Here is a 19,449-nt window from a genome sequence, read left to right on the forward strand (position 1 = left end):
AAAAACTCATTTAAATCACTTTGCTATTAAGTACAAATTGATTCTTAGAGCGAACCAGATTGCTTGGCAGGAGCTTAAAAATATGGCAGCTTAAAATTGACCGTGCGTAACATGAGTTACTAAAACTAAGTCAAAATCCTCACACGATCAGCGAATAAGGTTATAGGAACAAAGAAATAAGCGGTAGTTGGAGCCATTAATAACTTAGGAAAAATAATCACCTTGTAGTTCCAGCGGCATCATTAACTGCACCCTCTCATAGAGAGAAAGAATTTTTTCACAAAAAACGTGCAGTTGCTGCTGATTTTCCCAAAGCTCGTAATCTACCCCTTTATGAAAAGCATATTGCCGTGACAAGGTTTTTAATAAGGCCATCTCTTGGCTTGATAAACCAAGGTGAGCATTTAACTCCATTAATTCGACCAAATTTTTATATTCTTTAACGGGACGATGATCATGCAAACAATAAGCTTTAAAGAGTAATTGGAACGCTTGATACATTAAGGAGACAACTGGTGCTAAGACATCAATGCCATCACCGCGTTGCAGCTCGCCTAAAGCGACATGGCGCAATAAATAATCGGCGGAGTATGCGTGTTGCGATGAGGTACTCAATAATTCTAAGGGTGATAAATAACGACGATCCATACTCTGGCACATTTATGTTAAAATAGAGGTCATTATATCTGTTAATTAATTTGATGCACGCTTTTATCAATAGTTCCTGGCAAATTGCTTCTTTAAAATTACCGCATAGACTTATCCAAGGTCCGCTGGCAGGCTACAGTTGTGCGCCTTTTAGAGTTCTCTTTAACCAATTTATTCCCCCAGCTTATTGTGTTAGCGAAATGAGTTCCGCACGGGATATTCTATACAAGCACAGCAAGCAATCTCGTTATCTATATCGAGACCCTCAAGAGAAAATCCTTGCTTATCAAATTTCTGGGACTGAGCCTGAAATACTGGCTGCAGCTGCTTTGTTTTTGCAGGAACAGGGTGCTGATTTAATAGACATTAATTGCGGTTGTCCTAAGGCTAAAATCCGCAAAAAAGGAGCGGGGAGCGCCCTACTTGAACAACCTAAACAATTAAGCGCCATTATTCAAAAAGTACGAAAGGCTATCAGTATTCCACTAACGGTTAAAATTCGTATTCAGGGGAATGATCAGGACTTAAATCTTGCCCAACAAATAATAGACGCAGGGGCAGATGCACTGATTGTACATGGTCGACGTTGGCAAGATGATTATGATATAGCCTGTGATCTAAACCAAATAGCTAAAATTAAACAGCTAAGCTCTATTCCGGTTATCGCTAATGGCGATATCCGCCATCCCGAAGATTTAGCGCGTGCGATAAAAGAAACAGCTTGCGATGCCTATATGATAGCCCGGGGTGGCAGTGGCCATCCCTGGCTTTATCAAGAATTACTGCAACAAGGCAAATTAAGTATAACCAAGCAAAAAAAAATAGACCTTTTTATAACGCATCTGCAAGCCTTAGCTCAATTAGAAGACGAGTACAAAGCACTATTACAAAGTAAATCCCTAGTCCGCTATTACTTTCGGCATGAATTAACCAGCGAGCAATTAAGCCAGTTTTATACTTTAGCCTCCATAGCGCAAATTCAAGAGTTTTTATCTACTAAACCTTAATGATTATTGCCTGCCGCTACTCTTGTTTGTTTTTTAGATTCAGGGTAAGGTGGCACCATTTTTCCGAGCCTGAATTTATATGAGCTTATTCCAACACCTGCAGCAGCACTTAACTCAAAAAAGAGAAATCCCTTTTGTTGAATTTATGCAATTGGCTCTGTATGAGCCCCAGTTAGGCTACTACAGCTCAGGCCTAACTAAAATTGGTGCGCAAGGTGATTTCATTACGGGGCCAGAATTAAGTCCTTTATTTGGCTATACCCTTGCCAATCAGTGCCAACAAATTTTATCGATGGTACCTTCGCCAAACATTTTAGAATTTGGCGCAGGAACCGGGGCTTTATGCGTTACACTATTAGAACAGTTAGAGCGGGTAAACTGCCTACCGGAGCATTATTTTATTTTAGAATTAAGCGCTCATTTGCGGCATGGTCAACAAGAGCTCGTCCAGCAAAGAATCCCCCATTTAGCCGAAAAAATACACTGGCTGGAGCAATGGCCTAATGAGTCATTTAATGGGGTAATTATTGCCAATGAAGTGTTAGATGCTATGCCCATTCATCGGTTTAAATGGGTTGAAAATAAAGTTTTAGAAAGTTATGTGCGGATAGATGCCCAAGGCCAACTCAGTGAGCACTTTCTGCCCACCACTAATGCCCGTTTACTAACTTACCTGCAAGACAAACTGCCTAGCCTAGGTTCACCTTACCTCTCTGAAGTTAATTTATTTATTGACGATTGGATTAAGGAGTTGTATCAGCTGTTAAACCAAGGGCTCGTTTTGCTCATCGATTACGGTTTCCCTCGCCATGAATATTATCATCCCGATCGTAATCAAGGCACGCTAATGTGCCATTATCAACATCATGCTCACACCAACCCACTTATCCATGTGGGCGAGCAAGATATTACCGCCCATGTAGATTTTACCCATGTTGCCGAAGCAGGGCAAAATGCCGGCTTTCATGTAGCGGGTTACACCAACCAAGGTTCTTTTTTACTCGCCAATGGTCTGCTACACTTTGTTAATAGTATCAAAGAGGAGCACGCAGCTTTTCGCGCCAAGCAAGCTGCAAAACAATTAATCCAAGAAAATGAAATGGGCGAGTTATTTAAAGTGATTGCCTTAACCAAAAATCTTGCAATCCCTTTAACTGGCTTTCTCTTAAACGATAAACGAGTGAGCTTATAAATGGCAAGATACCTAACCACCATTGAGCTAGAAAAAGAATCGATGAAGTTTTCTGCGGGCCACACTACTATCTTTTCAGCCACAGAACGAGAACCCTTGCATGGTCATATGTATCGCGTTTATTTAGCATTAAGTCTTTGGGTTGAGGAAAACGGGATGACCTTTGATTACCGCTATTATAAAGAACGGGTTCACAAACTTTGTCGACAATTAAATCAAACCTTTTTAATGCCGCAATTTTCCCCTTTTTTAGCTTATGCAGAAGATGAGGATTATTACTATTTCACCTTTAACCATAAAAAGATTCCTTTTTTAAAGGAAGACCTTACCTTATTACCCTTAACCAATATCACTGTTGAAGAATTATCGCGTTGGTTTGTCAATGAATTAATCCATGATCGCACTGAGCTTGATAAACATAAAATTGATAAAGTGCTAGTCAAGGTATTCTCTGCACCAGGTCAATCGGCAAGCCATGAATGGCAAAGAAGCTAAATGAGGCGGTATAAGGTCTGTATACCGAATACGCATCGAGATTTTTTTGATTACCTGGCAGGATCATGCCTCCCTTGTATTGGTGCTCGAGTATGGGTGCCTTTTCGCAACCAAAAAAAATTGGGCATCGTCATTGACGAATATGAGTCTTCGACCGCTAGCAAAGCGCTTAAAGAGATTGTGGAGGTTATTGACGATGGGCCATTAATTGATGGCGACATGTTAAATTTGTGCTTATGGATAGCGCAGTATTACCAATCCCCACTATCGGAGGTTATAGCCTTAGCATTACCCAAAAAATATCGCTTGGGTTCTCCATGCGAGCTGCCAAAAACCGATTGTTACCAGCTTGTTATGCCAGCAGCAGAGGCCTTAAAACAAATAAACAGCAGGGCATCAAAGCAAAGAGCCCTAATTTCTTGGCTCAATGAACAGGACCAAGCTATTACAAAAGCAGACTTAAGCGCGCAGGGATTTACCTCGAGCCAGCTCCTACCTTTATTGGAACTTGGCCTTATTGAATTATCGCAGCAAATTAAAACTTACGAGCCCTCTGCAGCCAGCAAAACGACCAAAATCCTGCACTTAAATCCTGAACAAGAAGCAGCATTTAACACCATAAAACAACAACTGCACCACTACCATTGTTTTTTATTAAACGGGGTAACGGGAAGTGGTAAAACCGAAGTGTACTTCCACACCATCAATGAGGTTTTAGACCACCATAAACAAGTATTAATACTGGTGCCGGAAATTGGCTTAACTCCTCAATTACTAGCCCGATTCCAAGAACGATTTCAACAAAAAATAGCCGTGATTCATTCTAATCTCAACGAATCAGAACGACAAATTGCCTGGCAAGCGGCTAAAGAGAATCAGGTAAACATTATTATCGGAACCCGCGCCGCTATTTTTACGCCGATGCCTCATTTAGGTTTGATTATTATTGATGAGGAACATGATACTTCATTTAAACAAATGGACGGGGTGCGTTATTCCGCGCGGGATACGGCATTAATGCGTGCGCATAGGGCCAATATCCCTATTATTTTAGGCTCAGCAACTCCCAGTTTAGAGAGTTTATATAATTGCAAACAGCAGAAATATACCTTGTTAGAGCTGCCTAACAAGGCTTTAACGACCACCCCACTCCATTATCAAATTATTGATTTACGTGCCCAAAACCTTCATGAGGGCTTAGCAACCCCCACCTTAGACGTCATAAAAAAACATTTAGCGAATAACAACCAAGTGCTAGTCTTTATAAATCGCCGAGGCTTTGCTCCCGTGGTCCTTTGCCATCAATGCGGATGGATAATGGATTGCAAAGCCTGTGACAGCCATTTAACCTTACATAAGCAAAGCAGGCAAATGCATTGCCACCACTGCGGTTTAAGCTATCGCCCTCCAACTCAGTGTTTAAATTGCGCAAGCCAAGAGCTCATTCCTGTAGGGGTGGGTACCCAGCGAGTGCATGAGTATTTGAGTGCTTATTTTCCCGAGGTCAAAGTCTTACGAATTGATAAAGATGAAACACGGAAAAAAAATGCCTTTGCCGAACAGTTAGGGAAAATTACCCAAGGCGAGGCGCAACTTATTGTAGGGACGCAAATGTTAGCAAAAGGCCATCATTTTCCCCGCCTCTCTTTGGTGGTTATTCTTGATGCCGATGCCGGATTTTACAATCCGGATTTTCGCGCTATTGAGCATGTAGGCCAATTGCTGACACAAGTGGCAGGACGGGCAGGACGGGCAGAAGAAGCGGGAGAGGTACTGATTCAAACCCATTTACCACAGCACCCTCTTCTTAATCTATTAGTGCAACAAGGTTATGAACCCTTTGCTAATGCCTTGCTTGATTTACGCCAAGAAGCGGCGTTACCGCCTTTTCATTTTTTGGCCGTTTTAAGAGCACAAGGTAAATCCCCTGCGGCAGTAACCCAGTTATTATTAGCCACTAAGCAATACCTACAAATACCTTCCCTGTGCATTATGGGGCCTGCGCCGGCTCCTCTTGCCCGCAAAGCCAATCAATACCGCATGCAATTATTAATAAAATCTGCTTCAAGGCCTGCTTTAAAAAGCGCTTTGACACAAATGCGGGAATGGTTAACAATGAATAAATTAACTACGGGCATCCGCTGGAATGTGGATGTCGATCCTATGGACTTATCATGAGCGAAAAAGCAATTAACATCCATGAAAAAACCTTTGCTATTGCTTGGGGTGATATGGATGCTTTAGGCCATGTCAACAACAGCCGTTATCTGGATTATTTTCAAGAAGCGCGGATCGAATGGTTAAAAGACCTCAATCTACCCATGACCGGGACTACTGGTCCTGTTGTTATCCAAGTTTCAGCCACCTTTTTAAAACCTGTAGTTTATCCCGCAACCCTAACCCTACGCAGCAGTATCCATAGTATTGGCAACTCCAGTATGGTGATGGATCATCATCTTTATCAAGGCGAAATCTTAATGAGCCATGGCATGAGTAAAATTGTCTGGGTAGATTATGCCCAAGGAAAATCCGTGCCCTTGCCGGACATTATCCGTTCACTAGTAAAGAGCTAAACATATTAATTGCATGTTGACAATTGAACGCACATCTTGCTATTCTTATTTGCATTATTATGTCTAACTAATCACCATGAACTCAAACATACAGCCCTTAATCAAGAAGCTACTTCCTGCAGCCTCCTCCGCAGAGATAGCACTTGCCGCTGCCGTTCATGGGAATAAAAACCTTTCTGTAAGCATTATTATTATGCCCTCCCTCCCCTAGAGTGGTGCATGCTATTTCATAATTCCGCCCCTCTAGGGGGAGCTTACGAATTATGAACTAGACATTTTTATTAGCGCTCGTTTCGGGAGATTTTTAATGGTTCACCAATATAAAGCCTTTTTGATGTGGTTATTCCCGCTGTTCTTTTTTGCTTATCAGTTTATCTTACGTCTTTGGCCGGGTTTAATGATGCAGCCCCTCATGGCCCAATTTTCTATTGATGCTGGAAGTTTTGGTTTGCTAGCCGCGAGCTATTATTATGGGTATGCAGGGATGCAAATCCCTATCGCCATCTTACTACAAAGATATGGTGCACGAACCATTATTTCGACTTTCGCCGTCTTGTGTGGCTTAGCCATGCTCTTGTTTAGCTCCACTAATAATTTTTATCTGGCCTTATTCAGCCGTTTTTTAATTGGAGCTGGGTCTGCAGTGGGTTTCCTTGGTGTCTCCCAAGTGGTTTCCGAATGGTTCAAAAAGGAACACTATGCCAATATGATTGGGTTATCTTTCACTTTTGGTTTATTAGGAGCTGTTTATGGCGGTAAACCCTTGAGTCTTTTGCTCAGCCATTATGATAGTCATTTTATTGCTCTTGCCTTATCATTATTTTCAATTTTTATCGCGTTTGCGGTGGTACTTGTTTTAAGAAAGCCCTCGGACTTAGAAAACAACCAAGCCAACTCTTTAAAAATAGCTAATTTAAAAAGTCTTTTATCGTCCAAATCCATCTGGCTTTTAGCTATAGCGAATTTATTAATGGTAGGTGCTTTAGAAGGTTTTGCTGACGTTTGGGGCGTGTCCTATTTAATGCAGGCCTATTCTTTTAATAAAGCGGATGCTGCTTTATTATGTTCATTCATCTACATTGGCATGCTGTTTGGCGGACCATTACTTGCCTTGTTGGCAAAACGAGTGGGCAATTTTAAGGTCCTTGGCGGGTGCGGCTTAGGTCTGGCTTTGATGTTTAGCCTTTTGCTTTCCAACTGCTTGGGTAACTGGCTGACGTTATGTACTTTATTTTTTACGATCGGCCTGCTTTGCTGTTATCAAGTGATTGTTTTTGCCGCGGGCTCCCGCTTAGTTAACCCTGCCTTATTAGGCATCACTGTTGCGTTTTTAAATTGTATTAACATGCTCGGAGGCTCCTTTTTCCATACCTTAATCGGAAAATTAATGGATGGCTTTTGGACAGGTACGGTAGACGGCCAAGGACTTAAAATTTATTCCTTAGCAACCTTTCAATACGCCTTAAGTTTAATCCCTGTTTGCGCTGTCCTTGGAGCCTTAGGTATTTATTGCTTACAAAGAAAAACTGCCCAAAAAGAGCTGCAAGCTAACATGCTCGTAAAGAATGGGTACCAAACTTAGCAATTGACAAGTAGCTGTAATTTGGGGAGGCTCCCCGCTTTAAGGAAAGCGCCCCAGATATCCGCATTAATAAAAGAGATAAGGAAACTCTTCTTGCAGTAAAGCATAAACTCGGGCGTGGTCTTCTTTGGATTTAAGAATCAATAGTACGGTATCATCACCGGCGATGGTGCCTAAAATACCAGAGTTATTTTGCTCATGGATAGCAAAAGAGACGTATTTACGATCAATGTAATAAGCTAAGCTATTGGCGTTTCCAGGATGAGTTTGTAAGACAATTAAGCCAAACTCTGACACTTGTACATTTAATACCAGAGGCAGGCCTGGTTGTTTGTAATCGATAACTTTATATAAACCGCTAACTTTTACGATATTTAGTTTTTTTAAACGGCGTGACAAGGTAGCCTGAGGCATTTCATGCCCTCTTTTTCTTAGGCTGTTTTGTAAGTCGCTTTGCTCAGCAATAGCTTCGCTATGTACAATACTTAAAATCAAATCATCCACTAGCCCATCATGAGTCATGCACACCCTCCAAATGAATACAAATCTAATTACATGAAATTATATTCATTTTAGCTTGACAGAACAAGGCTTCCACTTTATATTCATAAAATGGTTTTTTTGTGGATTTAAATTCAAATGAAAGCATTGATTTTCTTATTTTCTCTGTTCTTTAGCCTGTTACTTGTATCGTGTAGTGAAGAGAAGGAGGATGACGAGCTGCGATTTTCCACCTGCGCTGATTACCCACCTTTTGAATACAGCAGCAAAGGAAATATCCAAGGGTTTGATATAGACCTAGCCCGCCTTATTGCTAAAGAATTAGGTAAAAATGCAGTTTTCGATAATAGGTCTTTTAGTGCAGTCCTGCCTGCCCTCAATTCTGGCCAAGATGACCTGGCTATTTCAACGATCACCGTCACTGAAGAACGCAAAAAGAATTTTGATTTTTCGATTACTTATTATTTTGAAACTATGGCTGCAGTCTTTCCTAAAAATCAAATTATTAACGATAAAAAGGATATTAAGAATAAAAAAATTGCCGTCCAATTGGGCAGTGTTCTTGATCTCTGGGCGCACCAACATTACCCGCACAATGAAATTGTCGCTTTTGATACTAATAATCAAGCCATTGAGGCTCTCTCAGCAGGCTATGTTGATTTGGTACTGATGGATGGGGTGCAAGGTAAGGCATTTAGCGCTAAAAATAATAACTTGGCTTCTTCCATCTTGGGTAAGTCAAATGAAGGGTATGCCCTAGCCTTAAAAAAAGGTTCGCCCCTGACCAAGAAAATTAACCAGATCCTGCAACAATTAAAAGCCAAAGGAGAACTGCAAAAATTAGAAAACCAATGGATAGATACACCTAGTTAGTCGCCACTTCAAGTACTAAAATGCCGTTAGGTTAACGGCATTTAATTGACTACACGGCAATGGGCGCTTTAATTGCTGGATGTGCCTGGTAATTGCTGAATTCAAAATCTTCGTAAGCATAGTCAAATAAAGAAGCAGGCTTTCTTTTGATCTTTAATTGCGCAAGAGGATAAGGCTCTCTGGATAATTGGGTTCTTGCCTGTTCAAGATGGTTCAAATAAAGATGGCAATCACCCCCTGTCCAAATAAACTCCCCCACTTCAAGGTCACACTGCTGAGCGATCATATGGGTTAACAAGGCATATGAGGCAATATTAAAGGGGACACCTAAAAAAACATCAGCAGAGCGTTGGTACAGCTGACAGGATAATTGCTTATTGGCTACGTAAAATTGGAATAAGGCATGGCAAGGCATTAAGGCCATTTTATCGAGCTCGCCAACATTCCAGGCACTAACCAATAAACGACGTGAATTAGGATTAGTTTTAATTTGTTGGAGGAGTTCGCTTAATTGATCGATGCTCCCACCATCAGGGGTAGGCCAGCTACGCCATTGCTTACCATATACAGGACCTAAATCACCCTTTTCATCAGCCCACTCATCCCAAATGGTGACCCCGTTTTCTTGTAAATAAGCCACATTGGTATCACCGCGCAAGAACCACAATAATTCATGGACAATACTGCGCATATGGAGTTTTTTAGTCGTTACAAGCGGAAAACCCAGCTTTAAATCAAAGCGCATTTGATGACCAAAAACGGAGAGAGTACCGGTACCGGTTCTATCCTCTTTTTCCACACCTGCTTGCAAAATATGCTCGAGTAAATCTAAATAGGTTCTCATCGTTTAGCCCGCCACCACAAAAAAAGGCCTAATAATAACATAGGAAGAGATAAAATTTGACCCATTGTCAACCAACCAAAGGCAATAAAGCCCAGTTGTGCATCGGGCTGACGAAAACATTCAGCAATAAGCCGGCAAAAACTATAGCCAATTAGGAAAACCGCAGACACGCGACCTTCTGGTCTAGGTTTTGCCGCATAAAGCCATACTAATAAAAATAAAGCCACACCTTCTAAACCAAACTCATATATTTGGGAGGGATGGCGTGGCTTATCATCAACATGAGGATAAACCATCGCCCAAGGCACATCAGTAACCCGCCCCCACAGTTCACCATTAATAAAATTACCCACTCGACCGGCGGCAAGCCCAAGCGGCACGAGCGGTGCGACAAAATCACCTACTGCCAAAATAGACTTTTTGAACCGACGCGCAAAAAGCCAAATAGCCAGAATAACCCCGAGTAAACCGCCGTGGAACGACATACCCCCTTCCCAAATTTTGACTAAGATCCACGGATGATGAATTAACTCTTGGGTATTGTAAAAAACCATATAACCAATACGTCCACCTAAGATAACGCCCAAAGCGGCATAGAAAATAAGATCGCTTATCTGTTCTGCCGTCCAGTCCAATTTATAATGTTGGGCACGCCAATAGGCTAATAACCACGCACCAGCAAAACCGACTAAATACATTAAGCCATACCAATGGACCTGCACAGGACCCAGCGAAAATGCCACTGGATTAATCGAAGGGTAAATAAACATGAATTAATACTTTCCTTTTAAACGAGCATTTTAATAGCGGTTAAAATTAAAATCACAATAAAACCATACTTTAAGTAATGCATGGGTAAAATATAATTTAATTTTGCCCCAAAGGGAGCAATGAGGCTACTAGGAATGGCAATCCCCAAGACAGCAGGCCAATAAATATATCCAAGCGTATAAGGTACATGAGCCATCTCATTAAAGCCGCCAATCATTAATAACACCATGCCTACAGTGGCAATGATGAGTCCACCTAAATTAGAAAGGGGGGCAATTTTCCGGCTCTCGATCCCTACATAAGTTAAGAAAGGAATAAGCAAAACACCACCACCCACACCTAAGATGGCAGCTATACAGCCAATAAGTAAGCTGCTCAGGACATAAAGCCAGGTGGGCAGAAAATGGGGCTCATGGCTACGGTGTAAATCCAGGACCATTTTTAAGGCTACCCCAAACAAGAATACGGTGAAAATAATTTTTAACACGGAAGTGGGTATAAAGGCCGAACTAAGGGCACCTAGGCAGGCGCCCAAAGCTAATCCAGGGCTTAATTTGGAAAAGACTGGCCATGCTATTTCACCCATCCGTCGATGGCTATTTAAGGAGGCTAAAGAGGTGAATAAAATAACGGCTAAAGAACTAGCAATAGCCACGTGCATGATGGATTCTGCAGGAATGACGCCGGTTAATTGAAAAAAAAAGACTAGGCCTGGTACAACAACTATTCCACCGCCAAGCCCTAAAGCACCTGCCATCAACCCGGCAAATAAACCGATAAAGATGAAGATAGTCTCATAAAATAACAAGGTCACCGCGAAGACTTCCCGGCACGAATCAAGCCACCTAAGCCCTCTTCTTCCAAGGCCTTTTGTAAATGAAAGCGAATTTCGGTGGGATGCTCAAACTCCAATACTTCGGCTAAAATTTTTCGCGCATTGGCAATCGCAAAATTTCGGATTACCCATTTTACTCGCGGTAATCCGGCTGAGTTCATACTTAGGGTATCAAAACCCATCGCGATCAACAGAATTACTGCTAAAGGATCGCTGGCCATCTCACCACAGATACTCACCTCCACCCCGGCGGCATGCCCTCCTTCGACAATTTTTAACAAAACCCGTAGCATGGCTGGATGTAGGGCATCATAAAGACCAGCCACCCGAGCATTATTACGATCGACGGCAAGTAAATATTGCGTTAAGTCATTACTCCCGACTGAAATAAAATCTACTCGTTTGGCCATTTCTCGAGCCAGGTGTGCTGCCGCAGGAACTTCTATCATGACGCCTATTTTAGGTTTTTCAATAATAGAGCCTTCTTCTAATAACTCATTAAATGCTTGCTCAATCAAATAGGTGGCTTCTTCAATTTCACTTAAGTTAGTCACCATAGGCAACATGATGCGTAAGTTATTAAGTTCTTCGCTAGCCCGCATCATTGCCCGGACCTGAATCAAAAAGACATCGGGATGATCGAGGGTGACCCGAATACCGCGCCAACCCAAATAAGGATTCTCTTCTTCCACTGGAAAATAAGGTAAAACCTTATCACCGCCGATATCCAAGGTGCGCATCGTAACAAACCGAGGGGCAAAGGCTTTTAAGGTTTGGCGGTAAATGATCGTTTGCTCGTCCTCAGAAGGGAAGCGATCACGACTCATAAACGGCACTTCCGAGCGGTACAAGCCTACGCCTTCAGCACCAACGCTCATGGATAAACCAGCATCCATGGCAAGCCCGGTATTAACTTGTAAGGAAACCCGGTAATTGTCAGTTGTTTCCGCAGGCTTATCACGTAAGCTAACTAAGCTTTGATTTAAATCATATTCCTCTTGCGCTAATTGCTTAAATTCGCTCAATACGGATTTAGAAGGCGAAATATACACATGGCCATAATAACCATCAACAATAACTGCTTTACGAGAAATCTGCTCGAGTTTTAGTCCTCTTACCCCCATCACCGTAGGCACGCCTAAAGCACGGCCCAAAATGGCTACATGGGAGTTATTAGAACCCCGCGCCGAAACTACCCCAGCTAAATGCCCCTCTGGAATTTCGGCCAATGCGGCAGCAGTGACTTCTTCCCCGACTAAAATAGTGCGTTTAGGATAGGTAATTTCCTCACGTTGGGACCACTGTAATTCGGCTAAAACACGTCGGCCTAAATCACGGAAATCACTTGCGCGTTCACGCAAGTAGTCATCTTCCATACTTTCAAATTGAGCCACATGCTTTTTAATTACCGTAGCTAAGGCACCTTGCGCACTTATTTTTTCTTGGCGGATAACCTCTTCTACTTCAGCACCTAGGCTGTCCTTATCTAAGATACGTAAATAGACATCAAATAGCGCATGCTCTTCTTCAGCTACCGTAGCCTTCATGCGCTTACTTAAACGGCGCATATCATCACGAGCGGCTTCTAAAGCCTCATAGAAAACCTTAACCTCGCCTTCGACATCATCCACAGGATGACGAGGGACCGCATCAATATCAGAAGGGGGATAAACCACAATGGCAGTACCAATCCCAATTCCGGGAACACTGCCAACACCGACTAGAGCAATTGGAGCTACTTCAACTTTGGCAACCCCCAAAGGTTTAGGTTGGGTAAGTTCTGCGAGCTCTCCCGTGGCTTCAGCATGCGCGATAATACCGCCTAATTGCGCGGCTAAAGTAATTAAAAAAGACTCTTCAGCATCATCAAAAGCGCGTGGCTCGGTTTGTTGAACGATTAACACGCCGTAGAGTTTTCGGTGTTGAATAATCGGCACACCTAAAAACGCGTTGAGATGCTCTTCGCCTAATAAGGAATTATGATGAAAATCAGGATGAAAAGGAGCATCTTTCAGGTTAATGGGTTCTTCGCGCCGGCCAATTAAGCCGACTAACCCATGATCAAGTCCTATGCGTACGCGGAACTCCGCTTGTTTATTAAGTCCTTCGGTTGCAATTAAAACGTATTCAGCATTTTTATTATCGATAAGATAAACGGAAACGGCCTCAGCATTAATGGCTTTATTAATGTGCCGCACCAATATCCCGAGTGCATCGACTAAATTACTGGCGGCAGTAACGTCCTGGACTATTCGTTTAAGTACTTTTAGCATCTACAAATTTGTTGTCCTCTTTTTTCGTTTTAGGCCATAAGGCGTACGACGAGTTTTTAACAAAGGCTCTAATTCTTTTAAAGCTTGGATATAAACCTGTCTTTTAAAAAAAATAACTTGTTGGCAAGGCTCATGAAAATCAATCCAACGCCAACTATCAAACTCTGGCGAATCACTTAAATCCAAGCGTACTTTTTGTTCGTTGGAAACCAATTTTAATAAAAACCATTTTTGTTTTTGGCCAATGACTAAGGGTTCGCTGCCATGGCGTAAATACTGTTTAGGCAATCGGTATTTTAACCAACGTTTGGTTGAGCCTAACACCTCAACATCGGCCTTATCCAAACCGACTTCTTCATGCAACTCCCGAAACATGGCTTGTAACGACGTTTCACCCGCAGCTAAACCGCCTTGTGGAAATTGCCAAGCGTCATGCCCACTTCGTCTTCCCCAAAACACTCTACCCGATTCGTTGACCAGGACAATGCCCACATTCAACCGATAACCGGCACGATCAATTACCATGATGTCACTGCTTAGAATTACTTGTTAATATTTTGATTTTCCATAAAGTACAAGTGTTTTGCAATGAGATCCTGAAATATAATTGTAATTAACTTTAATTTTATTATGGGGCTATGTTAAAAGCGCTCTATAATAATAAAAAAATGAACGCATTTACTCATGAAAAAACATATTTTAATTCTGAATACCGGGGGCACCATAAGTTGCGTAAAAACCCAACATGGTTATGCCCCAGCAGCAAATTATGTGGCTGAAGCCTTAAGCAAGATCCCTAATCTCAAGCATCCAGAGATGCCCGACTACACGATTAAAGAGTATAACCCTCTACTGGATTCAAGCAATATGACCGTGCATGAATGGAATATGATTGCCACCGACATCGCCAAAGAATATGAGCGTTATGACGGTTTTATTATTTTCCATGGCACCGATACTATGGCCTATACGGCCTCCGCCTTGTCCTTTATGTTAGAGAATTTGGCCAAACCCGTGATTGTCACCGGCTCCCAAATCCCCTTATCTGAGGTGCGCAATGATGCCATTGATAATGTGACCAGCTCGCTTTGGCTTTGCGCCCACCAGGCTTTAAATGAAGTATGCATTTATTTTAACCAAAGGCTATTGCGAGGCAATCGCAGCCAAAAAACTAATGCCCAACAATTTAATGCCTTTGACTCCCTTAATTACCCTCATCTGGCCTCTATCGGTATTGAGATAGAATTACACCCGCATTTATTATTAAAAAAACCTCATAAGGCGTTTCAACTCCAAACCATCACCCCTAGTTTTATTGCGAATTTCCGTCTTTTCCCAGGTTTTGCTTCGGATGTTTTAGCTTATATTTTAGAGCAGCCGCTAAAGGGACTGATTCTAGAAACCTATGGTGCTGGCAATGCCCAAAATAATGACCCGCGCTTTTTAACTTTGCTGAAAGCGGCTTGTCAAAAGGGCGTGATCATTGTTAATTGCACCCAATGCCAACAAGGCAGGGTAGAAATGGGACAATACGCAACCGGACATGCCTTAAAAGACGTTGGATTAATTAGCGGCCATGATATGACCCCGGAAGCAGCGCATTGTAAATTACTCTATTTATTGAGTAAGAAGCTTCCCATTCCGGAAATTAAAAAACTGATGCAAACCAATTTAGTCGGCGAGCTAGCCTTATAAACTTTTGATTTAGTATTGCTCGCACCATTATAACGCGTATATTAGTTCTAAGCTTCTAAGACCGGTTTTGGACTTGATAATTGGTGGGGCCATGCCCCACTCTATCCCTGCTAAGGTTAACGTGATGGTGAAGAAGACCTACTATTGCCATTATCAACACTATCGTCTTCTTCATAACCATCCTCTTCATAACCATCCTCTTGATGATGCTCATCATCAACCTCAATTTCGTCTTTAGTAACAGGAGGTTTAACGGCTTTTTTTGCTTGAGATTCAGCTAGGCCACTTGCTTCTTGAGAAGCTAGTGTTACCAACACCGGAACCACTTCCTCATCGTCAGCGAGCACCTCTCCCCCTCTGGCCGTTTTTACTACCGCTTTTGCTTGTGCGGCGAGCTCGGCTGCAAGTTGCGCATCCTTGGAAGTGGTCCTTACCAGCATCGGTACAATGGTAGCCGCTTTAGGTTTAGGACAGGCTGAAGTGTCCACAGTCATGGCATTAATTTCTTTAGTTGCCAGTAATATTTCTTTCTCTAAAGTTCCTACCGAAGAGGTTTGGGCTTTTACCGGCATACTAAATAAGGAAAAACCAGCGGAAACAAGAGGAACCGAGACCGCTTTTTTAGGCTTCACAATATCATTATTATCCCGATCTAAATCTTTTAAAGCTTGTAAGGCAACTTCTCTTTGTTCATCTAAAGTATATTCCGGTCGAATTGCTTTTTTTAATTTGTCTAAACGATTGTATAAGGCTTGTTCTTTTTGTTTTCTTATTTCGATACTGCAATGTGGATCAGGTTGAAATTTGGCTAGTCCTAAGTAATGACATGCATGAGAGTAAATAATAAATTCAGGTGTTGCGGCATCCTGTAAACCTAATAAGGGAAAAGGAAAGTCTTGCAATTGCATATAAAAGTTTTCGATAGCATTACTGACGTCTTGTAGACAGGTTAAGGTATCTGAGGTAGCTCCGGCTTCATGGTCTACACGTGCAGTTTCAACTGCTTTTTTTGCCTCGGCAATATGTTCTTTGAGTTTTTCTTTATCTTTTTGATCATTGCCTGTTCCATTAAAGGCTACAATGGTCTTTTGCAGGTTGGCAATAATATCTGCTTGTTCCACCGACAACATGGTATCATGTACGAAGCTACTAAGCTTAAGAAATCCGTAATCATACGCTGTTTGCTGAGCGTTAAGGGCGCTCCAGCGAATATTTAATTGACCGAAAATTAAATCTTTTAGGTTTTTTATAAAAATAGTGGGCATTGCGCTACTCCTTGTGCTTGCAATTTTTTATTGCTCAGTCTTTACATTATTCATAACATTAAGGCAGACTGTTTAATTCAACAGCTTAGATGTTATTAACCTAGGAAATCACAAATCTCATGAATTTACAAATCATTATTTTAGCTGCGGGCCAGGGTAAGCGGATGTATTCTAATACCCCTAAAGTGCTACACCGCATTGCCGGTAAACCCATGTTAGAGCGGGTGGTGGAAACAGCACTACAACTAAATCCTGATGCAATACATGTTATTTATGGTCATGGAGGAGAGAAAATTAAGCAGGCCCTCCCTGACTTGCCTGTACATTGGGTTCATCAAGCAGAACAATTAGGTACTGGCCATGCTGTCATGCAAGCCTTACCCCATCTTCCGCCCCATTCGCAGGTACTTGTTCTTTCGGCTGATGTGCCCCTCATCCAAACAAAAACTCTTTTGTCATTAATTGAGAGTATGAAAACAACAGGCCAATCCAGCCTAGCTCTCCTGGTTGCCTGCCTTGAAAATCCTTATGGATTAGGCCGTATTGTGAGAAACAACCAAGGTGAAATTTCTACCATTGTAGAAGAGAAAGATGCAAATAAGCAAGAAAAGAATATAAAAGAAATTTATACGGGCATCTGCTGTACCAGTAGTGACAATTTTGCTTCTTGGCTGCCCAAGCTTAGTAACGATAATGCCCAAGGAGAGTATTATCTGACCGAAATTATCCGTATAGCCGTTAATGAGCAACTAAGCATTAGCTCCTTAACCGTGGAAGACAATATTGAGATTCAAGGAGTGAATAATCGCCTCCAGCTACATGAATTAGAACGAGTTTGGCAAAAACGAACGGCAGAACGATTATTGGAGCAAGGAGTAGGAATTGCTGATGCCACCCGTATCGACATAAGAGGCCAACTGCATTGTGGTAAAGATGTATTTATCGATATAAATTCGGTTTTTAATGGTAACGTGGTCTTGGGTGATAATTGCGTTATTGGCCCCAACTGTGTTTTAACCGATGTCACTTTAGCGGCTGGCTGTGAAATCCATGCCAATTCAGTTCTTGAGGGCTGTACGATAGGTGAAAATTGCCAGGTAGGACCATTTGCCCGTCTACGAGTTGGAACTCAACTGGCTGCAAATTGTAAAATAGGCAATTTTGTTGAAACCAAAAAAGCACGATTTGATGAAGGCTCTAAAGCAAGTCATTTGAGCTATTTAGGGGATGTTACCATTGGTAAAGAAGTAAACATTGGTGCCGGGACCATTACTTGCAATTATGATGGGGTCAACAAGCATCAAACCATTATCGAAGATGGCGCCTTTATCGGCTCCGACACCCAATTAGTGGCGCCCGTTACCGTGGGTGCCCAAGCAACTGTGGGAGCGGGAAGTACTATTCGCCGTAATGTTCCTCCTGGCGAATTAACGCTTAGCGAATCGAAACAAAAAACCCTATATGGCTGGAAACGACCTACGAAAAAAGAGGCTTAGGCTTCGGGCACCTTGGTTCAAAAATGGAGCCAAGGTGCTTTTATGATCTTTAAATTGCCGCGCTACTCTTTAATAAAAAGGCTTTGTCTTTTTCTAACAGTTTACACAGCCACAAAATAACGGGTAGAAATAAGACCGTAGTGATTAGCTTATAATTCCAAACATGCAGGGCTAAATTAATAACTTGCTCAGCAGGATATACCCCCCAAAAGAGCAAACTGTAATCCACAAAACAGAGTAAAGAGCTTGCACAAAGGTTTGCTAACACAATGCGTATCCAACGCGGAATTTGCCATTTACTGCCTTGCAGATAATGGAGTACCAAGGAATTAGCTAAAAAAGTTACTAATAAAGAAAGTGAGGCTGCCGGTAGGCGGCGTGGAATAATATAATTGTAAAAAGGATTTAAATTTAAAAAACTGGGGGAAGGAAAACCGGCAACCGCCAATAAGAAACTATCAAACAGTAATTGCGAACCGATCAAAGCCACAATTAATTTTAAATGCGCCCGATAGCCCCACAGCTCACATAATACAGTACTAACAATCATGGTAATCGGGAAAAAAATGCAGCTGGCGGTTAAAATATTATCTTTACCAAAGGTAATAATGCGGTATTCACAAGCCAAACACATGAGCATCACAATGACAGCAAAGAAAATTAAGTATTGATATAAAGGGAAAGCAACACGGCGTCCAAGACTTGCAGGCTGCATTTTTTTATCATGTTTGCTATCAAGGACAAAAGAGAGATAAACAACACCGATTATTAATGATAACAATAAGGAGACCATAAAAGAGTCGATAAAAATTTGCTGAAAATTATGCGCGTGGGGGCCTGCAAATAAAAAATAAAAATCAAAGGAGAAAAAGGATAAACCTCCAATAAGTGCCAGAAGGACACAGCGCTTGGGTGAATTAATCACCGCCCCCGCTTCTTTACAAAATAAATGATGCGGGAGATAAAAACTCAACACAAAGGAAATGGTCGTAGCAAAAAATTTTTTCGGCATATTGTCAAAAATAATTTGATAAACCGGATTATCATGCATGTATTCTGAAGCAGGGAGGTTTACTAAGATGAATACACCAATACAAAAAAGATAAAGCCCCATCAATGAACTGTTTAATAGATGTCGCTGCTCTTTAATACTACAAAATCTTAGGGCTAATAAGTACAACCCCGCTATTAAAGGACAAACTATACTACTCACTGTGAATACTAAGCCATGCCATAATATAATTTTAAATGAAACATTAACCAGTAAAATCAGAAAAGTAATCGCACTCACTGATAAAAATAAAAACCCAGAGCGTTGTTGCCCAGAAGAAGAAAAAGTCATACAAGGTAATTCCATTAAGACAGCAGCTAGCCACGCTTGAGGACTAGCATTTGAGCT

18 protein-coding genes are annotated in these 19,449 nt (G+C 41.7%); 9 read left to right on the forward strand and 9 right to left on the reverse strand.

Annotated elements, in window-relative coordinates; all coding sequences use genetic code 11:
* Positions 1–204 precede the first annotated feature (204 nt).
* Positions 205–648 (reverse strand): hypothetical protein, encoded by a 444-nt coding sequence (locus ELY15_RS03115; protein WP_127098189.1) that lies wholly within the window; start codon positions 646–648, stop codon positions 205–207.
* 53 nt (positions 649–701) lie between these two features.
* Between ELY15_RS03115 and ELY15_RS03120 the strand changes: the two genes are divergently transcribed.
* The 6 genes from ELY15_RS03120 (at position 702) to ELY15_RS03145 (ending at position 7,497) form a co-directional block, all read left to right on the forward strand.
* Positions 702–1,655: a tRNA-dihydrouridine synthase gene (locus tag ELY15_RS03120; protein WP_127098190.1), complete on the forward strand. Its 954-nt coding sequence runs from the start codon at positions 702–704 to the stop codon at positions 1,653–1,655.
* 79 nt (positions 1,656–1,734) lie between these two features.
* Positions 1,735–2,847, forward strand: a complete 1,113-nt coding sequence (locus ELY15_RS03125) for a class I SAM-dependent methyltransferase (RefSeq protein ID WP_127098191.1) — start codon at positions 1,735–1,737, stop codon at positions 2,845–2,847.
* On the forward strand, positions 2,848–3,342 hold the full coding sequence (locus ELY15_RS03130) for a 6-carboxytetrahydropterin synthase (RefSeq protein ID WP_127098192.1): 495 nt from the start codon (positions 2,848–2,850) through the stop codon (positions 3,340–3,342).
* Positions 3,343–5,520: a primosomal protein N' gene (locus tag ELY15_RS03135; RefSeq protein WP_127098193.1), complete on the forward strand. Its 2,178-nt coding sequence runs from the start codon at positions 3,343–3,345 to the stop codon at positions 5,518–5,520.
* Entirely contained in the window at positions 5,517–5,915 is a 399-nt protein-coding gene (locus ELY15_RS03140; protein ID WP_127098194.1) for a thioesterase family protein, read from the forward strand. The genes ELY15_RS03135 and ELY15_RS03140 overlap by 4 nt, the downstream gene beginning before the upstream one ends.
* A 307-nt stretch (positions 5,916–6,222) precedes the next feature.
* Positions 6,223–7,497 carry an MFS transporter gene (locus ELY15_RS03145; RefSeq protein WP_127098195.1) on the forward strand — a complete coding sequence of 425 codons (1,275 nt, stop codon included), beginning with the start codon at positions 6,223–6,225 and terminating at the stop codon, positions 7,495–7,497.
* A gap of 66 nt (positions 7,498–7,563) precedes the next feature.
* Here ELY15_RS03145 and ELY15_RS03150 read toward each other — a convergent pair whose 3' ends face one another.
* The gene (locus ELY15_RS03150) at positions 7,564–8,019 is read right to left on the reverse strand and encodes an arginine repressor (protein WP_127098196.1); all 456 of its coding nucleotides are present in this window, start codon (positions 8,017–8,019) and stop codon (positions 7,564–7,566) included.
* A 117-nt stretch (positions 8,020–8,136) separates the two neighbouring features.
* Here ELY15_RS03150 and ELY15_RS03155 point away from each other — a divergent pair, with 117 nt between their 5' ends.
* The gene (locus tag ELY15_RS03155; protein ID WP_127098197.1) at positions 8,137–8,871 is read left to right on the forward strand and encodes an ABC transporter substrate-binding protein; all 735 of its coding nucleotides are present in this window, start codon (positions 8,137–8,139) and stop codon (positions 8,869–8,871) included.
* Between the two features lie 49 nt (positions 8,872–8,920).
* On the opposite strand, the gene thyA is transcribed toward ELY15_RS03155, so the two are convergent.
* Genes thyA through ELY15_RS03180 form a run of 5 tightly spaced genes read right to left on the reverse strand, consistent with a single transcriptional unit; the run spans position 8,921 to position 14,119 of the window.
* Entirely contained in the window at positions 8,921–9,715 is a 795-nt protein-coding gene (thyA, locus tag ELY15_RS03160) for a thymidylate synthase (RefSeq protein WP_127098198.1), read from the reverse strand.
* Complete coding sequence (gene lgt, locus ELY15_RS03165; protein WP_127098199.1) at positions 9,712–10,485, reverse strand: prolipoprotein diacylglyceryl transferase; 774 nt, start codon at positions 10,483–10,485, stop codon at positions 9,712–9,714. Before lgt ends, thyA begins: the two co-directional genes overlap by 4 nt.
* A gap of 17 nt (positions 10,486–10,502) precedes the next feature.
* Positions 10,503–11,300 carry a sulfite exporter TauE/SafE family protein gene (locus ELY15_RS03170; protein WP_233586495.1) on the reverse strand — a complete coding sequence of 266 codons (798 nt, stop codon included), beginning with the start codon at positions 11,298–11,300 and terminating at the stop codon, positions 10,503–10,505.
* A complete protein-coding gene (gene ptsP / locus ELY15_RS03175; protein WP_127098200.1) occupies positions 11,297–13,594 on the reverse strand; it encodes a phosphoenolpyruvate--protein phosphotransferase in 2,298 nt (765 codons plus the stop codon). Before ptsP ends, ELY15_RS03170 begins: the two co-directional genes overlap by 4 nt.
* Positions 13,595–14,119: an RNA pyrophosphohydrolase gene (locus tag ELY15_RS03180; protein ID WP_127098201.1), complete on the reverse strand. Its 525-nt coding sequence runs from the start codon at positions 14,117–14,119 to the stop codon at positions 13,595–13,597.
* A gap of 159 nt (positions 14,120–14,278) precedes the next feature.
* Here ELY15_RS03180 and ansA point away from each other — a divergent pair, with 159 nt between their 5' ends.
* Positions 14,279–15,289 (forward strand): asparaginase, encoded by a 1,011-nt coding sequence (gene ansA, locus ELY15_RS03185; protein WP_127098202.1) that lies wholly within the window; start codon positions 14,279–14,281, stop codon positions 15,287–15,289.
* A 116-nt stretch (positions 15,290–15,405) separates the two neighbouring features.
* Here ansA and ELY15_RS03190 read toward each other — a convergent pair whose 3' ends face one another.
* On the reverse strand, positions 15,406–16,554 hold the full coding sequence (locus ELY15_RS03190; RefSeq protein ID WP_127098203.1) for a hypothetical protein: 1,149 nt from the start codon (positions 16,552–16,554) through the stop codon (positions 15,406–15,408).
* A 119-nt stretch (positions 16,555–16,673) separates the two neighbouring features.
* Here ELY15_RS03190 and glmU point away from each other — a divergent pair, with 119 nt between their 5' ends.
* On the forward strand, positions 16,674–18,050 hold the full coding sequence (gene glmU / locus ELY15_RS03195; RefSeq protein WP_127098204.1) for a bifunctional UDP-N-acetylglucosamine diphosphorylase/glucosamine-1-phosphate N-acetyltransferase GlmU: 1,377 nt from the start codon (positions 16,674–16,676) through the stop codon (positions 18,048–18,050).
* A gap of 49 nt (positions 18,051–18,099) precedes the next feature.
* Here the strand turns inward: glmU and ELY15_RS03200 are convergent, their stop codons facing one another.
* Positions 18,100–19,392 (reverse strand): VUT family protein, encoded by a 1,293-nt coding sequence (locus tag ELY15_RS03200; protein WP_127098222.1) that lies wholly within the window; start codon positions 19,390–19,392, stop codon positions 18,100–18,102.
* Between the last annotated feature and the right edge of the window lie 57 nt (positions 19,393–19,449).

Origin of the sequence: Legionella sp. km772 (assembly GCF_003989735.1) — a bacterium.
In the GTDB taxonomy this organism is placed as follows: domain Bacteria; phylum Pseudomonadota; class Gammaproteobacteria; order Legionellales; family Legionellaceae; genus Legionella.